Source organism: Streptomyces sp. NPDC018026 (assembly GCF_044327745.1).
Taxonomy (GTDB): Bacteria; Actinomycetota; Actinomycetes; order Streptomycetales; family Streptomycetaceae; genus Streptomyces; species Streptomyces rubrogriseus.
Map to the genome: position 1 here is coordinate 653,888 of NZ_JBIRFY010000001.1, position 24,260 is coordinate 678,147.

Sequence of the window (24,260 nt, forward strand, 5' to 3'; positions counted from 1 at the left end):
TCTGCACTCACTCGACGATCGGACGATCGCGAACACGGGCATGCGGGCACGGGGCGGGCGTTCAGGGGCGGGAGTGCGAGGATTTCGATGAGTGACGCGCATTCGATACGAAGCCGCAGACCGGGCCTCTCGGCCGGTGCGCTGATCATCGCCGGCGTCGTCCTCGTCGCGATCGGGGCCGTCGGCGCCTGGCTCCAGCGCGACGCTCCCGGCGGGAGTGCGCAGCCGCGCACGGAGTTCACCGCGAACAACCCGCCCCCCGGTCTGCCCGCCGCGCTCACCACCGGACAGCACCTCCACTGGTCCCGCTGTGCCTCCCCGCCGACCGCGCGCACGGACTACGACTGCGCCGTCATGAAGACCCCCCTCGACTACCGGAAACCGGACGGCAGGACGATCGACGTCGCCCTGATCCGCCGCAAGGCCACCGGCCCGAACGCCCGGCGCATCGGCTCGCTCGTTCTCAACTTCGGCGGTCCCGGTGTGTCCGGCGTGCGCACACTGCCCGAATTCCTCAACCAGTACAAGTCGCTCCTCGACCGCTACGACCTGGTCTCCTTCGACCCGCGCGGCGTCGGCGCGACCATCCCCGTGCGCTGCGGGAAGACCGCGGACGACACCGGCTTCGACGGGGCCGACGCCTGCGCCGAGCACTCCGGGGCGCTCTTCCCGTACATCGGCACCTCGCACACCGCGCGCGACCTCGACCTGATGCGCTACCTCCTCGGCGACGAGCGGCTGCACTACTTCGGCGTCTCGTACGGAACGGCGCTCGGCGCGGTCTACGCGCACCTGTACCCGTTGCACGTCGGACGGCTCGTCCTCGAAGCGCCCGTCGATCCGACCGAGGACCTCAACGAGAAGCAGCTGTCACAGGTCAAGGCGGTCCAGGCGGCGTTCGACCGGTTCGCGGTGCACTGCGCGGCCCGGATCCGCCACTGTCCGACCGGCGATGGGCCCGAGGATGCCGCGCGACGCATGGCGCGCCTGTCCGACCGCTTGGAGAAGAAGCCCGCCCCGGCCGGCGGCGGGAGGAACATCGACGCCGGCGACCTCGCGCACACCGTCAGCGACTATCTCGACCTCGGCACGGACGGCTGGCCGCCACTCGCCAAGGCCCTCACCGCGCTCATCGACCACAACGACGGCGGTCCGCTGAGCAAGGGCGCGGACGACTCCGGCTCCGCCGACCGCCCGGCGAGTGCGCACGACAGCATCCGCGCCGCCCAGATCGCGATCACCTGCGCGGACTCCAGCCTGCGCCCCGGCCTCGATCGCCTTGCCCGGGACGAGGCCCGCATCAAAGCCGCCTCACCCGTCTTCGGCGAGGCCTGGTCCACCGGTGTCTACCTCTGCTACGACTGGCCGTTCGACGGCGAGCGCGTCACGCCCCGGGTGAGCGCCGACGGTGCGGCTCCCGTCCTCGTGGTCGGCGGCACCGGCGACCCGACCACCCCGTTTCCCGGCGCCCGCCACATGGCCCGCGCTCTGGGCGACGGTGTCGGCGTGCTCCTGACGGCCGAGGAGGAGGGCCACGGCACATACCCGCAGAACCGCTGCGTCACGGAGGCGGTCGACACATACCTCCGAGCGGGCCGCACCCCGGCCGCGGGGACGGTGTGCCGGGGCAGCATGTCCTGAGGCCCGTACGTACGGATTCGCCGGGCGGCCCGTCGGAACTGGGCGGAAGGGAAGCGTCCCAGCAGCGGGCTGGCCCAGGCCGGCGCGGTTGGCGGTGTCTGAACCGGAAGCCGGTGGCAGCTGCGTCCGCGGGGGAGACGGCGGAAGCGCTGGCGGCGGGCGGGCGGCGTGTGGTCGCGGTGGTCCGCGACGAGCACCGGAACTGATGTCCCAACCGTCTCGCAGGAACTGTTGACTGGTACATCTAATCCCTGCATCCTATAGGAAATAGGAAAGGCGGATGCACCTTGTACAGCGCGGACACCTGGCCGATCGCCGCGGCCCTGCTCCAGTTCCCCCATCGCCTCCCCGACGGGCGCACCACACACGAACAGACCCCTGAGGAATGGGCCCGGACCCTGCGCGAGGTGGCCGGCGCCGGTTTCTCCGAGGTGGATCTGACCGACAGTTGGGTACGCCCCGGTGACCTGGACGGCGGCCGGCTGGCGGAGCTGAAGGGCGCACTGGCCGCGACGGGGCTCGTCGCGCCGGCCATCTCGGCGATCCGGTGCAGCGTCATCGACCCCGTCGACGGCGACGACAACCTCGCATACTCGCACCGCACCATCGACGCGGCGGCCGAACTCGGCGTACCGGTGGTCTCCTTCGGTCTGCACCGGCCGCTCACCCCCGAGCAGCAGCGAGTGCTGTGGTTCTGGACCGTGCCCGGGCCCAGGGACCCGGAGGGCGACCGCGAGACCTGGCAGAAGGCGGTGACCCGGCTGCGCGAACTGGCCGACCACGCCGCCGAGGTGAACGTCGCCCTGACGCTGGAGATGTACGAGGACACCTACCTCGGCACCGCCGACTCGGCCGTCGCCCTGCTCACCGACATCGCCCGCGACAACGTCGGCCTCAACCCCGACCTGGGCAATCTGCTGCGCATGCAACGGCCCGTCGAGTCATGGGAGTCGATGGTCGAGAAGACGCTGCCGCACGCCAACTACTGGCACGTCAAGAACTACTACCGCAGCGAGGACCCGGCCACCGGTACGGTCCTGACCGCGCCCGCGCCGCTCGAGTCCGGCTTCATGAACTACCGCAAGGCCGTGCGGTTCGCCCTGGAGAACGGCTACACCGGCGCGTTCTGCGTGGAGCACTACGGCGGCGACGGTCTGAGCGTCTCGGCCACCAACCGGGACTACCTGCGGCGCGTACTCGCGGCCGCGGCCGTCTGACCGACAGGGCGACGCGGCCGGCGCGGCCGGCTCCGACGCTGCCGAACGCCTGCTCGCCGCCGTTCCTCCTGCCCGAGCGGCCCTTCCCCGGCAGGTCCTGACCGCGAGCGCGGTGCGGGCCGTCGTCCGGTCCCGGCCCCCTCATGCCCGTCTCCGCCCGCCGGCGGACGCCCACAACGAAGTGGAGACCCTCTCGATGACTCAGCTGTTCGGAGATCCTGAGCAGTTCGGCGAGGACGCGCTGCGCGGCTTCGTCGCCGCCCACCCCGACCACGTAGCCCCGGTCGACGGAGGCGTCGTGCGCAGCCGGCCGCAGGCCGACGGGCGGGTGGCCGTCGTCGTGGGGGGAGGCTGCGGCCACTACCCCGCGTTCCACGGACTGGTCGGTCCAGGACTGGCCGCGGGTGCGGTGGTGGGCAACGTGTTCACCTCGCCCTCGGCCCGGCAGGCCGAGCGGGTGGCGCGCGCCGCGGACACCGGCGGCGGCGTCCTGTTCAGCTTCGGCAACTACGCCGGTGACCGGCTCAACTTCGGCATGGCACAGGAACGGCTGCGCCACGCCGGGCTCGACGTGCGCGCCGTCCTCGTCACCGACGACGTCGCGAGCGCCCCCGCCGAGCGGCGCGGCGAACGCCGGGGCATCGCGGGCGACTTCACCGTCTTCAAGGTGGCCGGCGCGGCCGCCGAGGAGGGACTGGACCTGGACGGTGTGGAGGAGGCCGCCCGGCGTGCCAACGACCGCACCTTCTCCTTCGGCGTCGCCCTCTCCGGCTGTACGCTCCCGGGCGCCGACCGGCCCCTGTTCACCGTCCCGGACGGCATGATGGCGGTCGGCCTGGGCATCCACGGCGAGCCGGGCGTCGAGGACAGCCCGCGCACCGACGCCGCCACACTGGCCCGCGTCCTCGTCACCCGGCTGCTGGAAGAGCGCCCCGCCGACGCGGGCGACCGGGTCGCCGCCATTCTCAACGGCCTGGGCGCCACCAAGTACGAGGAATTGTTCCTGCTGTGGGGCCACGTCGAGGCGGAGCTGCGCGCGGCCGGCCTGACCGTCGTACGGCCGGAGGTGGGCGAGCTGGTGACCAGCCTCGACATGGCCGCGGTCTCTCTCACCCTGACCTGGCTGGACGAGGACCTGGAGCGCTGGTGGTGCGCCCCGTGCGACACCCCCGGCTACAAGCGCAACACCGCCCTCCCCGCCGGAGCGCCCCGCGTCTTCGTCCGCGCCGACGAGACGGGCGCCGGTGCCGCACTGCCGGCCGCGGACGACGCCTCCCGCCAGGCGGCCTCGCGCCTGCTGCACATCCTGCGTACCGTGCGGCAGGCCCTGCACGACAACGCCGACGACCTCGGCCGCATCGACGCGGTCGCCGGAGACGGGGACCACGGCCGGGGCATGTGCAAGGGCATCGACGCCGCCGTCCGTGCGGCCGCCCTCGTCGCGGAGCGCGGCGCGGGCGCCGGTGCGACCCTGACCGCCGCGGCGGACGCCTGGGCCGACGAGGCGGGCGGCACCTCGGGGGTGTTGTGGGGGGCTGGGCTGCGGGCCCTGGCCGACGCGCTCGGCGACACCGGCGCGGTCGACGGCGAGCGGGTGGCCGTCGGGGTGCGCGCGGCGCTGGAGGCGGTGACCCGGCTGGGCGGCGCTCGGCCCGGCGACAAGACCCTCGTGGACGCCCTCGGCCCGCTGGCCGAGCAGCTCGGCGCGGGGGTGGCCGAGGGCCTCTCCCTGGCGAAGGCGTCCAGCCGTGCCGCCGAGGCCGCAACCCGCGCCGCCGAGGAGACGGCGTCGCTGCGCCCGCGCACCGGCCGGGCGGCTCCACTCGCCGAGCGCAGCCTCGGCACCCCGGACGCCGGTGCGACCTCCCTGGCCCTGTGCGCCCGGACGGCCGCCGGGGCCTGACGGGGCGTTACGCCAACCGCCCACTCCGACCGCCCACCCAAACCGCCCACGCCAACCGCCCACGCCAACCGTCCGTGCCATCCGTCGGTGCCTCCGTCCGTACAAGGCACGGAACGCGCACACAGGACAGAAAGGGAGTACGACCCCATGACGGACGATGCCTCTGCGGCCCCCGACCGACTGCGTATCGTCGTCGGCTGCGACGACGCCGGCTTCGCCTACAAGGAGATGCTCAAGGCGGATCTGGAGAAGGACCCGCGGGTCGCGGCCGTCACCGACGTCGGTGTCGGCGCGGACCAGCACACCGCCTATCCGCACATCGGAGTGGCGGCCGCCCGGCTGATCGCGGCGGGGGAGGCCGACCGGGCCCTCCTGGTGTGCGGCACCGGTCTGGGCGTGGCCATCAGCGCCAACAAGGTGCCCGGCGTCCGGGCCGTCACCGCGCACGACAGCTTCTCCGTGGAGCGTTCGGTGCTGAGCAACAACGCCCAGGTGCTGACGATGGGGCAGCGCGTCATCGGCCTCGAACTGGCCCGCCGCCTGGTCCGTGAATGGCTCGGCTACCGCTTCGACCCGGCCTCGCCGTCGGGCGAGAAGGTCGCGGCCCTGGACCGTTACGAGCGCGGTGCCGCCGCGGACGGTGCCACCACGCTCGACACCGACGCCTCCTGCTGACCGGCGCCGGCGCCTTCTTCCTCCGCCCCGCCCACCTCGTCCGTACGAGCTCCCCCGTACGCGCTCGTCCGCACGCCCTCAACCCGTCCGGCCCGCTCCCGGCGGGCGGCCCGGCTGCCCCGGTCCGCCCCGGCGCCTGTGGGGCCCGGTGACAAGGAATCGCCAACGATGTCGTTCTCAACACCCACCACAGCCGCCCACTCCGCCATGGCCGCCGCGCAGTCCGCCGGCTGGAGCGGACACGACACGCTGCTGCTCGTCATGGTCGGAGTGGCCATCGTCGTGATCATCACGCTGATCAGCGTCCTCGACTTCCACCCCTTCGTCGCGCTCATCGCAGGCTCGCTGGTGCTCGGCATCGGGGCCGGACTGGATCTCGACAAGGTGGTCGGATCCTTCGGCGACGGCATGGGCAGCACGCTCGGCGGCACCGGCGCGCTCATCGCTCTCGGGGCCATCCTCGGCAAACTCCTCGCCGACTCCGGCGCGGTGAACAGCATCGTGGACGTTTTCACCGCCGGGGCGGGCGCCCGCTCGCTGCCCTGGCGCGTGGCACTGATCGCGGTCGTCATCGGGCTGCCGATGTTCTTCGAGGTCGGGCTCGTCCTGCTGGTGCCGCTCATCGTCGTGATGTCCAAACGCACGGCCACCCCGCTGGTCCGCATCGCGGTTCCCGCGCTCGCCGGTCTCGGCGCGCTGCACGCCTTCGTGCCGCCGCACCCCGGCCCGCTCGTCGCGGTGGACGCCCTCCACGCCGACGTCGGCATCACCCTGGGGCTCGGCCTGATAGCGGCGATCCCGTCGGTGATCATCGCCGGACCGCTCTACGGCAACTTCATCGCCAAGCGGGTCCACTCGGAGCCGCCGGCGGCGTTGGTGGAGTCGCTGGTGGCGGACGGGGAGGACGAGAACGGCCGCCGGACCCCGTCGTTCACCGTCTCCCTGCTGACGATCGCGCTCCCGGTCGTGCTCATGATCGCCAAGTCGGTCGTGGACATCGCCTTCCCCGGCAGCGCCTGGTACAACACGCTCCTGGACTTCCTGGGCAACCCGCTGGTGGCGATGTTCCTCGCCGTCCTCGTCGCCACGGCCACCTTCGGCTACGCGCTGGGCAAGAGCAGGGCCGAGGTCCGCTCCATAGTCTCCGCCGGTCTGCCGCCGGTGGCGGGCATCCTGCTCATCGTCGGCGCCGGCGGCGGCTTCAAACAGCTGATCGTCGACTCCGGGGTCGCCGACGCGATCGGCAAGGGCGCCGCCCAGGCGAACATCCCGCTGCTGGTCCTCGGCTGGCTGGTGGCCGTCCTCATCCGCCTCGCCACCGGTTCGGCGACGGTGGCCACCACCGCGGCCGCCGGCATCATCGCTCCCATGGCCGCCGGTACCGGTCAGGTCGAGGCGAGCCTGCTGGCCCTGGCCGTGGGCGCCGGATCCCTGTTCTTCTCCCACGTCAACGATGCGGGCTTCTGGCTGTCGAAGGAGTATTTCGGCATGTCGGTGGTCCAGAACGTCAAGACCTGGTCCGTCTTGTCCACGCTCGTCGCCCTCGTCGGCCTGGGGATGGCCCTGCTCATGCATGCCGTCCTGGTCTGACGACACGACCGGGGTCGGGAACGGCCGAGCAACCCCTTCCCGCCCCGGCCCTCCCCGAGCCGTGGGCCCCCTCACCCGTCCGGCCGCCCCCACCCCCTCCACCCACACCGACCGTAAGGAACACACCGTGTCCGAGCCGCAGCCGAACACCACCACCAACGCCCCTGCCGGCGCCCCCGTCACCGCCGTCCTGGGACTGGGCGCGATGGGGCTGCCCATGGCGACCCACCTGGCCGGGGCCTTCCCCGTGCGCGCCTTCGACATCGCCGGGCCGCGGCGCGACCTGGCCGCCGCGGCGGGTGCCGTTCCGGCCGCCGACCCGGCCGAGGCCGTCGACGGCGTGGACGTCGTCGTGGTCGCCGTCCGCGACCAGGCACAGCTGACGGCCTGTCTCTTCGGCGACGGCAGCGGCTCCACGGGGGCCGGGCCGAAGCTGCGGCGCGGCTGCGTGGTCGTCGTCACCAGCACCGTCGGCGTCGACGCCGTCAAGTCCGCCGCCGCCCGCCTGGCCGAGCAGGGGGTGCTGCTCGTCGACGCCCCGGTCAGCGGCGGCGCGGTCCGGGCCGGAACCGGTGAACTGCTCATCATGGTCGGGGCGGACGACGCGGCGCTGGCCGCCTCCCGGCCGGTGCTGGACCGGCTGGCCGGCACCGTCCACGTGGTGGGCGCCCACGTGGGCGACGGACAGATCATGAAGACCGTCAACCAGCTGCTGTGCGGCATCCACACCGCCGCCGCGGCCGAGTCGCTCGCCCTCGCGCACTCCCTGGGCCTCGACGTCGACGCGGCCGTGGGGGTGCTCGGCCAGGGCGCCGCCGCCTCGTTCATGCTGGCCGACCGCGGCCCGCGCATGGCACAGCAGTACCGCCGCGCCGCCGACGGCTCGGGCGGACCGGAGCTGCGCTCGCGACTGGACATCATCCGCAAGGACATGCACCTGGTGGTGGAGCTCGCCAAGCAGGCCGGGGTGGCCACTCCGGTGGCGGCCGCGGCCGACCAGCTCTACCAGTTGGCGACGACGAGTGGCCTGGCCGCCGAGGACGACTCGGCCCTGGTCACGCTGCTGTCCCCGCACTCCCGTGACTGACCCGGGGCGGGCGGCGCCCCGGTCCGAACCGCCCGGGGGACACCCGGGCCGGGCCGCTAACCTGGGATCCGCCATGAAGAGGCGCGTGCAGCGGCGCCGGGCAGAACGGAGGGCACCACATGGGCGGCGCCGGGAGGCGGACGGGCGGCGGACCCGTACGCACCGCACTGATGGACGAGGCCTACGAGGCACTGCTGTCGCTGATCCTCGACGAGGGCCTGGCCCCGGGGACGGCACTGCGCATCGACACCATCGCCCGCGACTGGAACGTCTCGGCCACCCCGCTGCGCGAAGCCCTGGCGAAGCTGGAGCACACCGGTCTCGTGCGCCGCATTCCGCTCAAGGGCTACACGGTCGCGCCGATGCTCACCGACGAGGAGTTCGCGCAGCTGATGGCCGCCCGCATGCTCATCGAGCCGTACAACGCCCGGCACGCCTGCGAGCGGGACGCCGCCGGCACCACGCAATTGCTCCAGGAATGGCACGCGCGTATGACGCAGGCCGCGGCGCAGCGCGACAACGACGATTTCCGCGCTTACCTCGAAGCCGACTCCGCTTTTCATGACGTCATCGCCAAGAAATGCGGAAACCGTTTCCTGTGCGATGCCATCGACCCGCTCGGGGCACATGTGCAGCGTTTTCGGCGATTTCACGGAACCCGGGTGACGGACACGGACGTCGCGCTCGCCGAACACCAGGCGATCCTGGACGCCTTCGCGGCCGGTGACCCGGAGCGGTGCGAGGTGGCCATGTGCACCCACCTGCGCGGCGTCGCGGACCGCGCGGCACCGACCTCCTCCGCCCCGGCCGAGTGACCCTCCCGGCAGACCGGCCTGTTCCGCCGCACGGCACAGGGAACCGGCCGGTGCGGAAGCCTGCCCAAATTCCAGTGACTCGGTAATTCCCCGATAAATTCCGGAACAAGGTTGACCGGTCGAAGAAATTGCTCATAACGTGAAAGAGTCTTCCGGCCGGAAGAGCGCACCACTGTAATACCCGCCGCTCCGGCACCCCCCCCGTTTCGCGCTATGCGAATGTGCGACCGTGCGGCGGCGTTCTCCCTCGATTCCCCCGGAACGAAGGTGTGTGCAAGGTATGCAGAGCATCAAGACGTCACGGTCCCGCCGGAGCGTCAGGGCGGTCACCGTCCTCACCGGCCTGCTCGCCCTCGGCGCGACGAGCCTGGGTGCCGCCCCGGCGCAGGCCGGCACCGCCCCGGCGCAGGCCGCGGGCGGGACCACCATCACGGTCGACCCGCACCGGCAGTACCAGGTCGTCGACGGCTTCGGCTTCTCGGAGGCCTTCCAGCGCGCCCGCCAGATCCAGGACCTCTCACCCGACACCCGGCAGCAGGTCCTCGACCTGCTCTTCAGCAACGACAAGGGCGCCGGCCTGACCATCCTGCGCAACGGCATCGGCTCCTCGCCCACGGACGAGAAAGACTGGATGAAGTCCATCGAGCCCGAGAGCCCCGGATCCCCCGGAGCCACCCCGCACTACGTCTGGGACGGCGACGACAACGGCCAGGTCTGGCTGACCAAGCAGGCGCAGAAGTACGGCGTGAAGAACATCTACGCCGACGCCTGGAGCGCCCCCGGCTACATGAAGACCAACGGCGACGACAGGAACGGGGGCGAGCTGTGCGGCGTGCGCGGCACGGACTGCGCCACCGGGGACTGGCGCGCCGCCTACGCCAAGTACCTCGTGCAGTACCTCAAGTTCTACGCGCAGGAGGGCATCGACGTCACCCACGTCGGCTTCACCAACGAGCCCGATCTGACCACCGAGTACGCGAGCATGCGCTCCGACGGCTACCAGGCCGCGGACTTCCTGAAGGTGTTCGGCCCCCTGCTGGACAAGTCGGACCTGAAGACGAAGATCGCCTTCGGGGAGGCCACCGGCTGGCGCGACCAGGAGGAGATGCTCCAGGAGATGAAGTCGGTGCCGGGCGCGGACCGGTACGTCGACACCGTCGTCGGCCACGGCTACCAGGGCGAGCCTTCGTCGCCGCTGAGCACCGACGAACCCACCTGGCAGTCGGAGTGGGCCGACCTGGACGGCGACTGGAACAACCACTGGGACGCCATCGGCAAGGCGGGCGAGGGCCTGGAGTGGGCCAACAAGATCCAGGACTCGTTCACCGAGGGAGGCGTCAGTGCCTTCCTGTACTGGATCGGCGCGGAGAACACCGGCAGCAACAGCGCGCTGATCCAGCTGAAGGACGGCAAGGCCGACGCCTCCGCGCGGCTGTGGGCCATGGCCCAGTTCAGCCGGTTCGTCAAGCCCGGAGCGCACCGGATCGGGACGGAGAACCCCAACTCCCTGCTGGGCGTGAGCGCGTTCCGGAACGCGGACGGGTCGATCGCCGTGCAGGTCATCAACAACGGCCACGAGAAGGCCTCGACCACCCTGGCACTGCCCGGTGTGAACGGTGTCTCCGTCAGGCGCTACCTGACGAACGAGGAGAACCACCTGAGCACCCAGGCTCCGGTGCGCGGCAAGGGCGGTCATCTCACCGCGGACGTCCCGGCCCGTTCCATGGTCTCCTTCGTCATCCCTGCGCAGGGCTGACCCGCGCAGGGCTGACCGCCGAAGGGCTGACCGCCGAAGGGCTGACCGCCGAAGGGCTGACCGGCGAATGGCCGGTCGGCGCAGGATGCCCCGGCGGAGAGCCGAGCCTCCGTCCACCCTGAGGAAGGCGCCCCGGCCCCCGCGGCCGGGGCGCCTTCCCCTCCCCGCTCGCAAGGTGGCCTGGTACTGCAGTAGGCCCGGACGGCCACGCCGGCGGGCGAGGGGTACGAGGGCGGCGGGTGGGCAAATGGCCTTCGCAGGGTCCGTCTGTACGATGCTCGGGCGTCTTGCTTCCCGCGGCGAAGGCGTGGGGAGGTCTCGCAGGGGGCGTGTGACAGATCGTGACAGACAAAGGTGTGAACCCGTGACAGAAGGCAAGACCGAGACGCTGCAATACCGCTTTGACGGGCCAGAACACCTACCAGTCCTGATCTTGGGGCCGTCCCTCGGCACCACCTGGCACATGTGGGACCGGCAGGTGCCCGAACTGGCTCAGCAGTGGCGGGTCTTCCGTTTCGACCTGCCCGGACACGGCGGTGCCCCGGCCCATCCGGCGGGGTCCGTCGCCGAACTCACCGAGCGGCTGCTGGCCACCCTCGACGGGCTCGGCGTGCAGCGCTTCGGGTACGCCGGCTGCGCGTTCGGCGGCGCCGTCGGCATCGAACTCGCCCTGCGCCACCCCGAGCGCCTCGCCTCCCTCGCGCTGATCGCGGCCTCGCCCCGCTTCGGCACCGCCGACGAGTTCCGCCAGCGCGGCGTGATCGTGCGTACCAACGGGCTCGACCCCATCGCCCGCAGCTCCCCGGAGCGCTGGTTCACCGGCGGGTACGCGGCCGCCCAGCCCGCGATCACCGAGTGGGCCGTGCAGATGGTGCGGACCACCGACCCCGGCTGCTACATCTCCGCCTGCGAGGCCCTCGCCGCGTTCGACGTGCGCGGTGAACTCGGCCGGGTCGGCGTACCCACCCTGGTCCTCGTCGGCTCCGACGACCAGGTCACCGGCCCCGCCGAGGCCCGCACCCTGGTCGCCGGCATTCCCGACGCCCGGCTCGCGGTCGTCCCCGGCGCCTCCCACCTGGTCCCGGTCGAGCAGCCCGCGGCCGTCACCGACCTGCTGGTACGGCACTTCACCACTGCCTGGCAGGCCGCCCACGACGCCACCACCACCGGGCAGGTCCCCGTCCCGGTCCACCCCGCGGCACACCAGGTCCCGGTCCCGGCCGCCGGGATCCCGGCCGCGCCCGACCAGCCGGTGCCCGCTCCGCCGCCGCAGGCCGCGCCCATCGCCGAGATCGCCCCGGCCCCCGTCGTGCCGCCGCAGGCACAAGGGCGGCCCGACCCGTACGACGCGGGGCTGAAGGTGCGCCGCGAGGTCCTCGGGGACGGGCACGTGGACCAGGCGCTCGCCCAGGCCGACGAGTTCTCCGGGGACTTCCAGGAGCTCCTGACCCGCTACGCGTGGGGGGAGATCTGGGACCGGCCGGGCCTCGACCGGCGCTCGCGCAGCTGTGTCACCCTCACCGCCCTCGTCGCCGGCGGCCACCTGGACGAGCTGGCGCCCCACCTCAGGGCCGCCCTGCGCAACGGCCTCACCCCGGGCGAGATCAAGGAAGTACTGCTCCAGGCGGCCGTCTACTGCGGGGTGCCGGCCGCGAGCGGGGCCTTCCGGGTGGCCCAGCAGGTGATCCGCGAGGAGACGACACCAACCGAGTGAGCCCGTCGGGCGGGGAGCGGGCGCGCGGCGGCAGGATGGGGGCATGAAGCTCACCAAGAAGTCGCACGCCTGTGTCCGCCTCGAAAAGGGCGGGCAGACGCTCGTCCTGGACCCCGGCGGGTTCAGCGAGCAGGACGCGGCCCTCGGCGCGGACGCGATCCTCGTCACCCACGAGCACCCGGACCACTTCGACGAGCTGCGGCTGCGCGCCGCCATGGAGGACAACCCGGCCGCGGCGATCTGGACACTGAAGTCGGTCGCGGAGAAGATCTCGGCGGCCTTCCCGGGCCGCGTCCACACCGTCGGGCACGGCGACACCTTCACCGCCGCCGGTTTCGACGTACAGGTCCACGGCGAGCTGCACGCCGTGATCCACCCGGACATCCCGCGCGTCACCAACGTCGGCTTCCTCGTCGACGGCGGCAAGGTCTTCCACCCCGGTGACGCCCTCACCGTCCCCGACCACCCGGTCGAGACGCTGATGCTGCCGGTCATGGCCCCGTGGAACAAGATCGCCGAGGTGATCGAGTACCTGCGGGAGGTCGGGCCGCGGCGGGCCTACGACGTCCACGACGCGCTCCTCACCGACCTGGCCCGCCCGATCTACGACCGACAGATCGGCGAGCTGGGCGGCTCCGAGCACCTGCGGCTGACCCCCGGCGACTCGACGCGGCTCTGAGGCTCCGCCCGGGGCGGGACCGCGTTGTCAGTGCCGCCCGGTAGGTTGTGGGACATGCGCATCGCGACCTGGAACGTGAACTCGATCACCGCCCGCCTGCCGAGGCTGCTCGCCTGGCTGGAGAGCAGCGGCACCGACGTGCTGTGCCTCCAGGAGGCCAAGGTCGCCGAGGCGCAGTTCCCCTTCGACGCGCTGCGCGAGGCGGGATACGAGGCGGCGGTCCACGCCACCGGCCGGTGGAACGGGGTGGCGGTGCTCTCCCGCGTGGGCCTGGAGGACGTGGTCAAGGGCCTGCCGGGCGACCCGGGATACGAGGGGGTCCAGGAGCCCCGCGCGATCTCCGCCACCTGCGGGCCTGCCCGCGTCTGGTCGGTGTACGTGCCCAACGGCCGCGAGGTGGACCATCCGCACTACGCCTACAAGCTCCAGTGGTTCGAGGCGCTGCGGGCCGCCGTCGAGGGCGACGCCGCCGGCAGCCGCCCCTTCGCCGTGATGGGTGACTACAACGTCGCGCCGGAGGACGACGACGTCTACGACCGCGCGGCCTTCGAGGGCGCCACCCACGTCACCGCGGCCGAGCGCGCCGCCCTCGCCTCCCTGCGCGGCGCCGGTCTGTCCGACGTGGTCCCGCGCCCGCTGAAGTACGACCACCCCTTCACGTACTGGGACTACCGCCAGCTCTGCTTCCCCAAGAACCGCGGCATGCGCATCGACCTGGTGTACGGCAACGAGCCCTTCGCCAAGGCGGTCACCGACTCCTACGTCGACCGCGAGGAGCGCAAGGGCAAGGGCGCCTCGGACCATGCCCCGGTCGTGGTGGACCTGGACCTGTAGCCGCACGCTGCTCACACCCACCGCACACGCACCGCACACCCACCACACCCACCGCACACACGCCTTCCGCGTGCCCTGTGGTGCACATGGCGGTACGAATGACAGTGTGGAGGTATGAACTTCCCCTTCCTGGGCAAGCGGCGCGAAGACCACCGGGCGCACGACGCGGAGGGCATCGGTGAGCTGCTCGCCGACTGCGATCTGCTGCGCTCGCAGGCGCTGCGGGAGGGGGTCCGGCTCGACGACTCCGCGCTCTCCCTGGAGCAGCTGGACCAGGTGCTCCCGCGCTGGCGCGGCGACGAGGAGATCCAGACCTGGCTCGGCAACGACGCCGGTCTGTACCTCGGCACCGTGATCGTGCGCACCGTGCCCGGCGCCGCCTGGAGCATCCGGTCCGACGGGCAGCCGGTGGTCCGGCTCGCCTCCGGCCGGGAGTTCGACGTCGTGGCGAACGGCCATGCGTGGGCGGAGGACGGCGTGCCCGAACTCTCCCAGCTGTACGGAGAGGTCGCCGAAGCGTGAAGTCTTGGCCCGGCTTCCGGCGTAAATAGGGGTTATGGGCGAAAGGTGCGTGTCGGCGGCATTGATGATGTTTGTCTCGATACGTTGCATTGGTCGGAGGGACACGAACGCACGGGGGACCTGCGCAGGGTGCAGCCGGAGATCACTGCTCGCGGACGAGTAGAAGGTCAGCTGCACACCGGCGAGCGACCTCGTCGAGGCGCCGCTCGACGACGTGGCGCTCGCCGGTCCGCTCGGGCTCAGCGGGAGGTGCCGGACGGTGCCGAGGGCAGGTACCGGGGCGCCCGCCAGGCGTCCAGGCGGTGCTCCACCGCCGCACCCAGGGACAGCAGTTCGACGTCCTGGCGGTCGCCGGCCATCAGGAGCAGCCCGACCGGCAGTTCACCGACGAAACCGGCGGGCACCGACAGCGAGGGGTACCCGGCCACCGCCGCGGGGGTGGAGGACGGGATCACGTCGTTGTCGCCCCGCGCGCAGTCGGTGGTCCACGCGGGCGGGTTCGCCGGGGAGGCGATGGCGTCCAGGTCGTGCGCGGCCATGACCTCGTCTATCGACCGCCGGGACAGGTCCGTCAACTCCGCGCGCATCGCCCGGTACTCCGGGTCGGTGGTGGGCGGTGCGGCCAGCGCCTGCTCGAACAGTTCCTGACCGGCGAAACAGCTCTGCTCGCGCGGGTGGGTCCGGTTGAACTCGATCAGCTCGGCCAGGTCCCGCGGCCCGCCCCGGGTGGCGAGGTAGGCGTCGATGTCCCGGTGGAACTCGCTCAGCAGCGCCGGGAACTCGAGCTCGCCGAGCCGCTCCTGGTAGGGCAGGCTCACCTCGACGACCTCGGCCCCCGCGGCGGTCAGCCGCTCGGCCGTACGGGTCATGAGGGCGTCCACCTCGGCGCCGAGCGACGGCAGCCGCCACAGGCCGATCCGTTTGCCGCGCAGGGTGCCGGGACGGCCGACCGCGTCCGTGAGGCTCGGGGCGTCGCCGGCGCGGACGGTGTCGCTGCCGCTCAGCACGGAGAGCGTGAGCGCGGTGTCGATCACGTTGCGGGCCATGGGGCCGGCCGTGTCCTGCTCGGCGGAGATCGGTACGACACCGGACTGACTGACCACTCCGAGGCTGGGCTTGAGGCCGACCACGCCGTTCATCCCGGCGGGGCACACGATGGAGCCGTCCGTCTCGGTCCCGATCGCCACCTGCGCCAGCGACGCGGCGAGCGCCGCGGCCGAACCCGAGGACGATCCGCAGGGGTTGCGGTCCAGGACGTACGGGTTGTTCGTCTGCCCACCCACCGCCGACCACCCCGACGTCGGCTTGGCCGCGCGGAAGTTGGCCCACTCGGAGAGGTTGGCCTTGCCGAGGATCACCGCGCCGGCCGCCCGCAGCTTCCCGACCAGGACGGCGTCGGCGTCCGGCGGGCTCCCGGCGAGGGCCAGCGACCCGGCGGTCGTCGGCATGTCACGGGTGTTCACATTGTCCTTGAGCAGGACGGGGATGCCGTCCAGCGGCCCGCGCGTCTTGCCGAGGCGGTGTCTGAGGTCGCTGGCGGCCGCCTGGCGCAGGGCCGTCGGGCTGGTGCGCAGCACCGCGTTGATCCTCGGGTCGACGGCCTTGATCCGCCGCAGGTAGGCGAGGGTCAGCCGGAGCGAGGACAGCGATCCCCGGTTCATGCGCTCCTGCAGTTCGGGGATCGTCACCGTGTCCAGGTTCACTCCCTTGACCAGCGTCGACTCGGCGGATCGCGCCGAATCGCCGGGCCGGGAATCAGCGGCCTCGGCCCGTTGCCCGGGCGCCGCAGCCATGAGGGGGACCACGACCAGGAGTGTGGTCAGGGCCGCCATGCTTCTCTTCTTCATGGCCGACAGCCCACTACACGGGCCCGCCCGGCACAAGGGGCTCCTCAGCCACGGCAGTTGTCGCACCCGGCGTGGCCAGGGGCGGTGCTAGGTGCTCACCCCCTTGACGGCCCCCTCTCCTTCGCTAAGGTCTAGACCTGCACGCGTAGGTCTAGACCTGCGATGCGGGGTTGCCTCATCGGCACCCGTCGTAAGCCGGGGCAGGCTGATCCGACGTGGACCGAAGGGAAAAGTGATGTCATGCGCATGAAAAGACGAGTGGCCGCCGCCGTGGGAGCGCTGGTCGCTCCCGTGGTGGCCCTGAGTCTGCCGGCGCCCACCGCGAGCGCCCACGGCTGGGTGGTCTCGCCGGGGAGCCGACAGGACCAGTGCGCCAACCGCGTGGTGCAGTGCGGTCAGATCAAATGGGAACCGGCGAGCGTCGAGGGTCCGAAGGGGCTGCGCAACTGCAGTGGCGGGGACGCCCGGTGGGCCGACCTGGACGACGACAGCAAGGGCTGGCGGGTCACACCGATCGGCACCTCGCACACCTTCACCTGGACCATCGAGGCCCGGCACGCCACCAGCAACTGGCAGTACTTCATCGGGAACCAGAAGATCGCCCAGTTCGACGGTCACGGCGCCCAGCCGCCCGCCTCGGTCAGTCACCAGCTGGACTTCACCGGGTTCAGCGGGCAGCAGAAGGTGCTCGCGGTCTGGAACATCGCGGACACCGCCAACGCCTTCTACGCCTGCATCGACGTCAACATCGGCGGCGGAAACGACGGCGGTGGTGACGACGGCGGCGGGGACGACGGTGGTGGCGACCAGCCGGGCGACTGCGTCGCGGGAGCCTGGAGCGCCGGGAGTGTGTACAACGGCGGCGAGACCGTCTCCCACGAAGGCCACACCTGGCGTGCCAAGTGGTGGGTGACGGGCGAGGAGCCCGGCACCACCGGCGAATGGGGGGTCTGGGAGGACCTCGGCGCCTGCTGACCGCCGTACCGCTCCGGCTCGGCCCGGACCCGCGTCCCGGAGGACTCCGCGACGCGGGTCCGGGCCGGACCGTATCTCAGAGTTCTCTGACAACGCGCCGTTAGCGTCCGGCCGGTGGTGTGCGGTCGACCGGTCTCGTGAAGGAGCGCCATGACGGAGCAGTTCCCCGGTGCGGTTCTCGACCTCCTCGACGCCGCGGGCGGGCGCACGGTCTTCGAGCACGACGGCCGGGAGGTGAGCGGGCGGCACCTGCTCGCCATGACCCGGCGGGTGGCGGCCGCCCTGCGGCAGCGCGGCGTCGGGCCGGGCCGTGGCCTGGCCCTGCTGCTCGGCGTCGGCCCGGAGGCCTTCGCCGCCGTCATCGCCGCGTACGCCGTCGGAGCCCGCGTCGTCGGCGTACGGCCCGGCATGACGGACCACCAGCGTGCGGCGCTCCTGCGGGACGCCGAGGTCACGGTCACCGTCACGGACCGGCCCGGCGCACCGGGCGGAACGGACCTCCGGCCGCCGGGGACCGTCCTGCCGCTCGACGAGCTGCTCGCGGCGCCGGACGACGGTCTGCGGCCCCGCGTCTCGGGACGGCCGCAGGACGTCGCCCGGCTGATCCACACCAGCGGCAGCACCGGCGTGCCCAAGGCGTGCGCCCAGACGTACGCGGCGCTGACGGCGGCCTGGGCGCTGCGGCCGCGGGACTGGCCGCCGGCCGTCCGGGAGCTGGCGGGCCGACTGGACCGGTTCCTGGTCTTCGGCACCCTGGCCAGCCAGGTGATGCTCGAGTACGGCCTGCTCGCACTCGCCGCCGGCGGCGTCCTGGTCTCCGCCGACCCGCCCGACCTCCCCGGGGCCCTCGTGCGCCACCGGGCGACCGCGAGCGTCATCACGGTCGGACGGCTGAACCGGCTGGTGACGGAGCTGCGTTCCGACCCCGTCGACCTCGGTGGCCTGCGCGCGCTCATGGTCTCCGGCTCACCGCTGGAACCGGGCCGGGCGCGGGCGGCCGCGCGGGTGCTCGGCCCGGTCGTCTTCCACGGGTACGGACAGACCGAGACCGGCATGATCTCCATGGCCACGCCCGCCGACCCGCCCGGCTCGCTCGGTGTGCCGCCCGTCGACCTGGAGGTCCGGGACCCCTCCGGACGCCCCGTCCCGGCCGGCACCGAGGGGGAGATCTTCGTCCGCACCCCCTCGCAGGGCGCCGGGTACTGGGGACAGCCCGCGCTCAGCGACGAGGTGTTCGTGGACGGCTGGGTCCGCACGCGCGACCTCGGGAGTCTCGACGCCCGGGGCAGGCTGTGGCTCTCGGGACGCATCCGGGACGTGGTCATCGTCGACGCCAACGTGCACTACGCCGGTCCCATCGAGCGACTGCTGGCCCGCCACCCGGCGGTGAGCGAGGCGTACGTCGTCGCCGTGCCCGACGACGCCACGGGGGAGGCCGTGCACGCCTTCGTCGTCCCCGCGGCCGATCGGGTACCCGCGCTCGGCGACCTTCGCGCGCTGGTGGCGGCGCGGCTGGGCGAGGCCTGCGCGCCGACGCGCCTCACCCTCATCGACGAGGTGCCGCTCACCGCCGCCGGGAAGCCGGACAAGCGGCGGCTGACACTGGGGACCTGACCGACCCGACCGACCTGACCGGCCGGACCGACCTGACCGGCCCGACCGACCGGACCGGCCCCCGTTCATCGTCCGCCCACGGCGACGGCCTCCCGCCGCGGACGGCCGGCGCGCACCCGGTCCCGCCGGTCCAGCAGGGCCAGCAGCGGCGTCGCCATGACGGTCGTCGTGATGGCGACCACCACCAGGGCGCTGAACATCGCCTGCGTCACGATCCCCGCCGAGAGCCCCAGGTTGAGGGCGACCAGCTGCATCAGTCCGCGCGCGTTCATCAGCGCCCCCACCCGCAGGGCGACCCGGTTGGGCTCGCCCGCCGCCCGCGCCGCGAGCCAGCAGGCGCCGAACTTGCCGACCACCGCGACCACCACGCACCCCGCGGTGAAGAACAGGACCGGACCCGAACCCAGCAGGGTGAAGTCGGTGTTCAGCCCCGAGTACGTGAAGAACAGCGGAACGAACACCGCGCCCACCGGCTGGAGTGTCCCGACCGTGCGGTCCAGCCGCTCCGAGCGGGGGAAGACGACGCCGAGACTGAACGCGCCGAACACCGCGTACAGTCCGACGACGTCGGTGTACCAGGCGACCAGGAACAGCACGCCGACGAGGGCGAGCAGCAGCTGGTCGGCGCCGGTGCGCTCGGCGAGCAGCGCCGTACGGTCGCGCAGCCGCACGCCCACCGCCAGCACCGCGATCAGACCGAGGCCCCCGGCGACGGCCACCGAGACCTTCCCGGCACTGCCGCCCGCGATGCCGAAGACCCCGGCGAGCAGGACCCAGGCCGCGGCGTCGTCGACCGCTCCGGCACCCAGGGACAGGGCGCCGAACCGGGTCTTGGCCAGGTTCCGTTCGGCGATGATCCTGGCCAGCATCGGGAACGCCGTCACCGCCAGCGCGACGCCGACGAACAGGCCGGACACCGTCAGCGAGACGTCCGGGGCGAGCGCGCCGGTGCGTTCGCCGACGGCGGCGATGAGCACCACCCCGAGTACCATCGGCACCACCAGCCCCGCCGCCGACACCAGCCCGGCCGACCGGGCGACCCCCCGGAGCCGGTCCGCGCGGAAGTCCCAGCCGACGTGGAACATGAACGCCACCAGCCCGATCTGCCCCACCACGTAGAGCACCGGCCGCAGTTCGGTGGGGAAGAGGGCCGACTCGACGCCGGGCAGCAGCGCGCCCAGGACCGAGGGGCCCAGGACCACGCCCGCGAGCATCTCCCCGACGACGGGCGGCTGTCCGACCCGCTGGAGGAGCCGGCTGACGATCCGGCAGACGGCGAGGATCACGACGACCGAGAGGAAGAAGGCCGGGCCCAGTTCCGTGGTGCTCATCCGTTGCTCTCCTTGTGGTGGGCGACCGGACAGCGTCCGGAGCGCGGTTCCTCGAAGTACCGGGCCGCCGGGCGCAGCCGCCGGGCGTGCAGCACCATGACCGTGCCGAGCACCAGTTGGCGCACGCCCCGGGTGACGTCCTCCACGCCGTCCCGCAGCCGGACGAACCGGCGCAGGGCCGCCAGCCGGCGCCGTCCGGGGGCGAGGCCTCGGGGGATCAGCAGACACGGTGCGCGGTGCGGGTTGGAGCGGGTGTGCGAGGCCGTCGAGTCGAGCCGGAACCGGTGCAGCACCTCGCGCACGGCGACGCGCAGGACGATCGGGGACACGCGCCACGCGGGGCAGGGGCGGTTCGCCGCCACCCCGAACGGGATGTACGGGGCCCTCCTGGCCGCGGGGTCGGACCAGCGGTCCGGGTCGAACTCGTCCGGCCGTACGTGGCCCGTGGCCTGGTAGTCGGGGTAGCTGAAGCACACCACGGACCCGGCGGGCAGCACCGTCGTGTCGTCGAGCGGCACCTCGTCCGTGGTGATGCGGTGGGCGATCCCGAACAGCGGGTACAGGCGCAGCGTCTCGTCGATCACGTGCGCGAGGTACCGGTCGTCGTCCGGGCGTTCCGCCAGGCGGTGCTGCACCCGCGGGTGGCGGGCCAGGGCGAGCAGCACGTGCGCGGTCGCCTCGGACAGCTGGACGACCGCCGTGTTGAAGAACGTCCCTTGCAGGTACAGCGCCTGCTCGGAGGGGGAGAGGGAGGCAGGCAGGCGGTGCGGCACGTCCCCGGCGGCGATCCGCTCGCCGAGGTACGCCGTCAGCCGGGCCCGGCGTCGCGGGTGTCGCAGGCCGGTGCACTTGAGGGCGGTGATCACGTCGTCGGCGTGCGCGGTGATCAGGTCCCGGACGTGCGGCGGGCACGGCCGGCGGAAGACCAGCTCGTAGGCGAAGGCGGCCCAGGCGGGCATCAGCAGGTCGCGCAGCCGCACCAGGCTGACGCGGGTGAGCGGGACCGTGTCCAGTACGTCGGCGACGGCCCGCCCGGCCGCCTCGGCGAGTCCGGCGGAGGAGCCGGCGAGGATCCGCCGCGTCGTCGCGGCGACCTCGTCGTAGCGTTCACCGGGCTCCAGGTGCTCCTGGTGCACCTCGGAACCCGGCGCGAGCCAGTACCAGAACAGGTCGGACAGGCCCGCGCCCGCGCTCCGGCCGTTCACCGCGGGATGGGCGTACACCCGCTCGAACACCTCGGGGCCGTGGGCGGCGTTGGGCAGGGTCACCACCCGGTCGCCGTTGACCTTCTCGAAGACCCGCACCCGCAACGCCACCACGGTGCGCGGCAGCCACCACGAGGCGGGCCGCCGGGAGTCGCTCACCACGGCGCCGCCCCGGACCACGCCGCGTCCCCGCGGACGACCATGTCGGGGCTCAGGTCGGCGTTGCGGCGCCCGCCGCACAGGGCGAGCGTGTGGTCGTACTCGTCGAGCAGCGTCCGCAGCACCTGACGGACGCCCGCCTCGCCCTCGGCCGCCAGCCCCCACAGCACCGGGCGTCCCACGCCGACGGCCGCCGCACCCAGCGCGAGAGCGACGGCCACGTCACCGCCCCGGCGCACCCCGCCGTCCAGGAGGACCGGCACCGCACCGGCGACCGCCTCGGCGACCGCGGGCAGGCAGTCGACGGACGCCGCGGCGCTGTCGCACTGACGGCCCCCGTGGTTGGAGACGATCACCCCCGCCGCGCCGTGCTCCACGGCCAGCCGCGCGTCCGCCGGGTGGAGCACCCCCTTGATCCACACGGGCAGCGAGGACATGCGCACCGTCTCGGCGAAGTCCCGCCAGGACGCCGCCGGGTGCATCGGGATGTCGGTGAGGGCGCCCGGCGGGGCACCGGGCAGGTCGCGCATGTTCTCCGCGGCGCAGCCGGGCGGCAGGTCGTCGAACCCGTTGCGCAGGTCCCGGGTGCGCCGGCCGAAGCGCGGCGAGTCGGCGGTGACGACCAGGGCCGTACAGCCGGCCTCCTCGGCCCGCCGCACCAGCGCCTCGGTGACCTCCCGGCGCGGGTGCGGATAGAGCAGGAACCACACCGCCGGGTCCGGGGCCGCCTCGCGGGCCGCCGCGACGACGGCCGGCACCGCCGTCGTCGCGGCGACGCCCGTCACCAGGACGGCGCCCTCGGCCGCGGCGGCCCGCGCCGTGGCCCGCTCCCCGTCCGGGTGCAGCAGCCGGTGGAACGCCGTCGGCGCGACCACCACCGGCGCCGCGCCCCGGGCGCCCGGCAGGTCCACGGCCGTCTCCCGGCGCGTGGCGCCGCTCAGCACCCGGGGCAGCAGCGCGTACCGGTCGAACGCCCGGGCGTTGGCGGCCAGCGCGCGCTCCTCGCCCGCGCCGCCCGCCACGTAGTCGTAGTGGACCGGGTCGAGTGCCGCGCGCGCCGCGTCGTGCAGTTCGCGGAGGGTCACGGCGCCACCGGGGCTGCCGCGTCGCGCCGGGCGGCGAGGAACGCCCGCAGCGGGGCGCGGTGGTACTCCTCGCTGTCCCACTCGTTCTCCAGGTTCGACGCCAGATGGTGCTCGGCGACGAACGCGCCCTGCCGGTACCAGCGCACGACCGGGTGCAGATAGCGGCCGTCCAGTCCGGAGACGTCGTACTGGGAGCCGCGGCCGGCGCTCACGTCGAAGGGGTCGACGAGGTCGTGGTCCTTGCCGTACTCCAGGGTGATCACGGCGTGCGCCTCGACGTCCCCGAAGTCCCCGGCGGCGACGGCCTCCGGCACATGGGCGACCGGGACCTCCTCGGCGTAGCGCATCGTGCCGTCCGGGGCGAGCGTGAGCAGGTCGCCGAGGACCGCGAACTGCTGCCACAGCGCCGAGGACCGGTTGACCCGGCCGATCACGGCGTCCACCGCCCGCTCCGTGGCGTCCCCCAACTCCGTCGCGGGCCACGGCTCCTGGTGGTGGCGCTGCCGCAGCCCCCGGTGCAGGGCCCGCACCATGTAGCGGAAGCCGTGGATGAAACCGGTCGTGGCCTTCCGGAAGTCCCGGCCCTGCATCAGCGTCCCGGCGAAGTACAGGCCGGGCACGTTCACCGACTCGCTCAGCGGCGTCAGCTGCGGGAAACGGCCGTCGACCATCAGGTCCGGCGTACAGGTCTCGTCGAAGAGCGAGACGTCGAGGCGGAACCCGGTCGCCACGATCACCCGGTCGTAGCGCAGGTCCTTGACGACGTCCTCGTTGCGCTCGAAGGCGAACTGGACCCGGTAGCCGTCCGCGTCCCGCCGGATGTCCAGCACCCGGCCGTCCAGGAGGGCGTTCTGGGACTTGAGCTGGTAGCTGTCCAGGAAGTTGTTGTAGACGGCCCGCAGGTGGCCCACGTAGTGCGTCCGCCAGGCCATGCGCAGTGAGCCCGAGCCGGCCACGTGGATGACCGCCGCGTTCTCCATCAGGTTCTCGGCGGTCTCGAACGCGGAGTTGCCCCGCCCGATGATCAGCACCCGCTGATCGGTGTAGCCCGCCGGGTCGGTGTCGATCGTGTCGTAGCGCTCGGCCAGTTCGACGCCCGGGATCGACGGCACGTTCGGCACGGGCATGCCGGTGGCGACCACCAGGTGCCTCGCCCGCCACCGCGTCCCGCCCTGATCGGTGACGGTGAACCCCTCGGCGTCGCGGGTGACGTGCCGCACCGCGGTGTCGTAGCGCACCCGCACCCCGGTCCGGTCGGCGAAGTCCGCCAGGTAGCGCACCAGGTCGTCGGCGGGCGGGAAGTAGCGGGGACTGTAGCGGGTGAACACCAGCTCCGGGTCGTCGCTCAGCAGCGAGTTCCAGTCCATCCGCAGCCGCAGCTCCGGGTCGTCGTACCCGGTGTGCACCTTGTTGTTCGAGATCAGGTTGCGGTGCCTGGGGAAGCGCGTGAAGAACGCGCCCGGCACGCCGCCGCGCTCCAGGACGACGTAGTCCGCGCCGTCCCGCTCCAGGAAGGAGGCGAGTTGCAGGCCGGCGGGGCCCGCTCCGATGATGAGGTAGTCATGGCTGTCATGGCTCATGCCACGGAAGGTAGCCACGGGATTTCAGAGC

Annotated in this window: 19 protein-coding genes; 14 read left to right on the forward strand and 5 right to left on the reverse strand. The window is 72.8% G+C overall.

Annotated elements, in window-relative coordinates; translation table 11 throughout:
• The first annotated feature begins 87 nt into the window (after nucleotides 1-87).
• From ACH4D3_RS02690 to ACH4D3_RS02745, 12 genes are all read left to right on the forward strand, one after another.
• Entirely contained in the window at nucleotides 88-1,641 is a 1,554-nt protein-coding gene (locus ACH4D3_RS02690; RefSeq protein WP_398315592.1) for an alpha/beta hydrolase, read from the forward strand.
• Between the two features lie 287 nt (nucleotides 1,642-1,928).
• On the forward strand, nucleotides 1,929-2,858 hold the full coding sequence (locus ACH4D3_RS02695; protein WP_398315594.1) for a sugar phosphate isomerase/epimerase family protein: 930 nt from the start codon (nucleotides 1,929-1,931) through the stop codon (nucleotides 2,856-2,858).
• 196 nt (nucleotides 2,859-3,054) lie between these two features.
• Nucleotides 3,055-4,761 carry a dihydroxyacetone kinase family protein gene (locus ACH4D3_RS02700; RefSeq protein WP_398315596.1) on the forward strand — a complete coding sequence of 569 codons (1,707 nt, stop codon included), beginning with the start codon at nucleotides 3,055-3,057 and terminating at the stop codon, nucleotides 4,759-4,761.
• A 147-nt stretch (nucleotides 4,762-4,908) separates the two neighbouring features.
• Nucleotides 4,909-5,436 (forward strand): ribose-5-phosphate isomerase, encoded by a 528-nt coding sequence (locus tag ACH4D3_RS02705; protein WP_398315598.1) that lies wholly within the window; start codon nucleotides 4,909-4,911, stop codon nucleotides 5,434-5,436.
• Between the two features lie 168 nt (nucleotides 5,437-5,604).
• Nucleotides 5,605-7,026, forward strand: a complete 1,422-nt coding sequence (locus ACH4D3_RS02710) for a gluconate:H+ symporter (protein WP_398315600.1) — start codon at nucleotides 5,605-5,607, stop codon at nucleotides 7,024-7,026.
• A gap of 127 nt (nucleotides 7,027-7,153) precedes the next feature.
• A complete protein-coding gene (locus tag ACH4D3_RS02715) occupies nucleotides 7,154-8,113 on the forward strand; it encodes an NAD(P)-dependent oxidoreductase (protein ID WP_398315602.1) in 960 nt (319 codons plus the stop codon).
• Nucleotides 8,114-8,232: 119 nt separating this feature from the next.
• Complete coding sequence (locus ACH4D3_RS02720) at nucleotides 8,233-8,928, forward strand: GntR family transcriptional regulator (RefSeq protein ID WP_398315604.1); 696 nt, start codon at nucleotides 8,233-8,235, stop codon at nucleotides 8,926-8,928.
• Nucleotides 8,929-9,208: 280 nt separating this feature from the next.
• Nucleotides 9,209-10,684, forward strand: coding sequence for a glycoside hydrolase (locus ACH4D3_RS02725; RefSeq protein ID WP_398315606.1), 1,476 nt, complete (start codon nucleotides 9,209-9,211; stop codon nucleotides 10,682-10,684).
• Between the two features lie 364 nt (nucleotides 10,685-11,048).
• The gene (locus tag ACH4D3_RS02730) at nucleotides 11,049-12,398 is read left to right on the forward strand and encodes an alpha/beta fold hydrolase (protein ID WP_398315608.1); all 1,350 of its coding nucleotides are present in this window, start codon (nucleotides 11,049-11,051) and stop codon (nucleotides 12,396-12,398) included.
• A gap of 43 nt (nucleotides 12,399-12,441) precedes the next feature.
• Entirely contained in the window at nucleotides 12,442-13,077 is a 636-nt protein-coding gene (locus tag ACH4D3_RS02735; protein ID WP_398315610.1) for an MBL fold metallo-hydrolase, read from the forward strand.
• Between the two features lie 54 nt (nucleotides 13,078-13,131).
• A complete protein-coding gene (locus tag ACH4D3_RS02740; protein ID WP_398315612.1) occupies nucleotides 13,132-13,911 on the forward strand; it encodes an exodeoxyribonuclease III in 780 nt (259 codons plus the stop codon).
• Between the two features lie 114 nt (nucleotides 13,912-14,025).
• A complete protein-coding gene (locus ACH4D3_RS02745; protein WP_109028395.1) occupies nucleotides 14,026-14,433 on the forward strand; it encodes a DUF6278 family protein in 408 nt (135 codons plus the stop codon).
• 239 nt (nucleotides 14,434-14,672) lie between these two features.
• Here ACH4D3_RS02745 and ACH4D3_RS02750 read toward each other — a convergent pair whose 3' ends face one another.
• Complete coding sequence (locus tag ACH4D3_RS02750) at nucleotides 14,673-16,280, reverse strand: amidase family protein (protein WP_398315614.1); 1,608 nt, start codon at nucleotides 16,278-16,280, stop codon at nucleotides 14,673-14,675.
• A 240-nt stretch (nucleotides 16,281-16,520) separates the two neighbouring features.
• Here ACH4D3_RS02750 and ACH4D3_RS02755 point away from each other — a divergent pair, with 240 nt between their 5' ends.
• Both ACH4D3_RS02755 and ACH4D3_RS02760 read left to right on the forward strand, forming a co-directional pair.
• A complete protein-coding gene (locus tag ACH4D3_RS02755; protein WP_398315616.1) occupies nucleotides 16,521-17,255 on the forward strand; it encodes a lytic polysaccharide monooxygenase in 735 nt (244 codons plus the stop codon).
• Between the two features lie 150 nt (nucleotides 17,256-17,405).
• A complete protein-coding gene (locus ACH4D3_RS02760; RefSeq protein ID WP_398315618.1) occupies nucleotides 17,406-18,869 on the forward strand; it encodes a class I adenylate-forming enzyme family protein in 1,464 nt (487 codons plus the stop codon).
• A 65-nt stretch (nucleotides 18,870-18,934) separates the two neighbouring features.
• Here the strand turns inward: ACH4D3_RS02760 and ACH4D3_RS02765 are convergent, their stop codons facing one another.
• Genes ACH4D3_RS02765 through ACH4D3_RS02780 form a run of 4 tightly spaced genes read right to left on the reverse strand, consistent with a single transcriptional unit; the run spans nucleotide 18,935 to nucleotide 24,229 of the window.
• Nucleotides 18,935-20,200 (reverse strand): cation:proton antiporter, encoded by a 1,266-nt coding sequence (locus tag ACH4D3_RS02765; protein WP_398315620.1) that lies wholly within the window; start codon nucleotides 20,198-20,200, stop codon nucleotides 18,935-18,937.
• A complete protein-coding gene (locus ACH4D3_RS02770) occupies nucleotides 20,197-21,564 on the reverse strand; it encodes a cytochrome P450 (RefSeq protein WP_398315622.1) in 1,368 nt (455 codons plus the stop codon). The genes ACH4D3_RS02765 and ACH4D3_RS02770 overlap by 4 nt, the downstream gene beginning before the upstream one ends.
• A complete protein-coding gene (locus tag ACH4D3_RS02775) occupies nucleotides 21,561-22,649 on the reverse strand; it encodes an alpha-hydroxy acid oxidase (protein WP_398315624.1) in 1,089 nt (362 codons plus the stop codon). The genes ACH4D3_RS02770 and ACH4D3_RS02775 overlap by 4 nt, the downstream gene beginning before the upstream one ends.
• Nucleotides 22,646-24,229 (reverse strand): NAD(P)-binding domain-containing protein, encoded by a 1,584-nt coding sequence (locus tag ACH4D3_RS02780; RefSeq protein ID WP_398315626.1) that lies wholly within the window; start codon nucleotides 24,227-24,229, stop codon nucleotides 22,646-22,648. Before ACH4D3_RS02780 ends, ACH4D3_RS02775 begins: the two co-directional genes overlap by 4 nt.
• Between the last annotated feature and the right edge of the window lie 31 nt (nucleotides 24,230-24,260).

What these genes read in the sequence shown, in the direction of transcription:
- ACH4D3_RS02690 (WP_398315592.1), top strand. Translation starts at nt 88, where the DNA reads ATGAGTGACGCGCATTCGATACGAAGCCGCAGACCGGGCCTCTCGGCC.
- ACH4D3_RS02700 (WP_398315596.1), top strand. Translation starts at nt 3,055, where the DNA reads ATGACTCAGCTGTTCGGAGATCCTGAGCAGTTCGGCGAGGACGCGCTG.
- ACH4D3_RS02705 (WP_398315598.1), top strand. Translation starts at nt 4,909, where the DNA reads ATGACGGACGATGCCTCTGCGGCCCCCGACCGACTGCGTATCGTCGTC.
- ACH4D3_RS02710 (WP_398315600.1), top strand. Translation starts at nt 5,605, where the DNA reads ATGTCGTTCTCAACACCCACCACAGCCGCCCACTCCGCCATGGCCGCC.
- ACH4D3_RS02720 (WP_398315604.1), top strand. Translation starts at nt 8,233, where the DNA reads ATGGGCGGCGCCGGGAGGCGGACGGGCGGCGGACCCGTACGCACCGCA.
- ACH4D3_RS02725 (WP_398315606.1), top strand. Translation starts at nt 9,209, where the DNA reads ATGCAGAGCATCAAGACGTCACGGTCCCGCCGGAGCGTCAGGGCGGTC.
- ACH4D3_RS02735 (WP_398315610.1), top strand. Translation starts at nt 12,442, where the DNA reads ATGAAGCTCACCAAGAAGTCGCACGCCTGTGTCCGCCTCGAAAAGGGC.
- ACH4D3_RS02740 (WP_398315612.1), top strand. Translation starts at nt 13,132, where the DNA reads ATGCGCATCGCGACCTGGAACGTGAACTCGATCACCGCCCGCCTGCCG.
- ACH4D3_RS02745 (WP_109028395.1), top strand. Translation starts at nt 14,026, where the DNA reads ATGAACTTCCCCTTCCTGGGCAAGCGGCGCGAAGACCACCGGGCGCAC.
- ACH4D3_RS02750 (WP_398315614.1), bottom strand. Translation starts at nt 16,280, where the DNA reads ATGAAGAAGAGAAGCATGGCGGCCCTGACCACACTCCTGGTCGTGGTC.
- ACH4D3_RS02755 (WP_398315616.1), top strand. Translation starts at nt 16,521, where the DNA reads ATGCGCATGAAAAGACGAGTGGCCGCCGCCGTGGGAGCGCTGGTCGCT.
- ACH4D3_RS02760 (WP_398315618.1), top strand. Translation starts at nt 17,406, where the DNA reads ATGACGGAGCAGTTCCCCGGTGCGGTTCTCGACCTCCTCGACGCCGCG.
- ACH4D3_RS02765 (WP_398315620.1), bottom strand. Translation starts at nt 20,200, where the DNA reads ATGAGCACCACGGAACTGGGCCCGGCCTTCTTCCTCTCGGTCGTCGTG.
- ACH4D3_RS02780 (WP_398315626.1), bottom strand. Translation starts at nt 24,229, where the DNA reads ATGAGCCATGACAGCCATGACTACCTCATCATCGGAGCGGGCCCCGCC.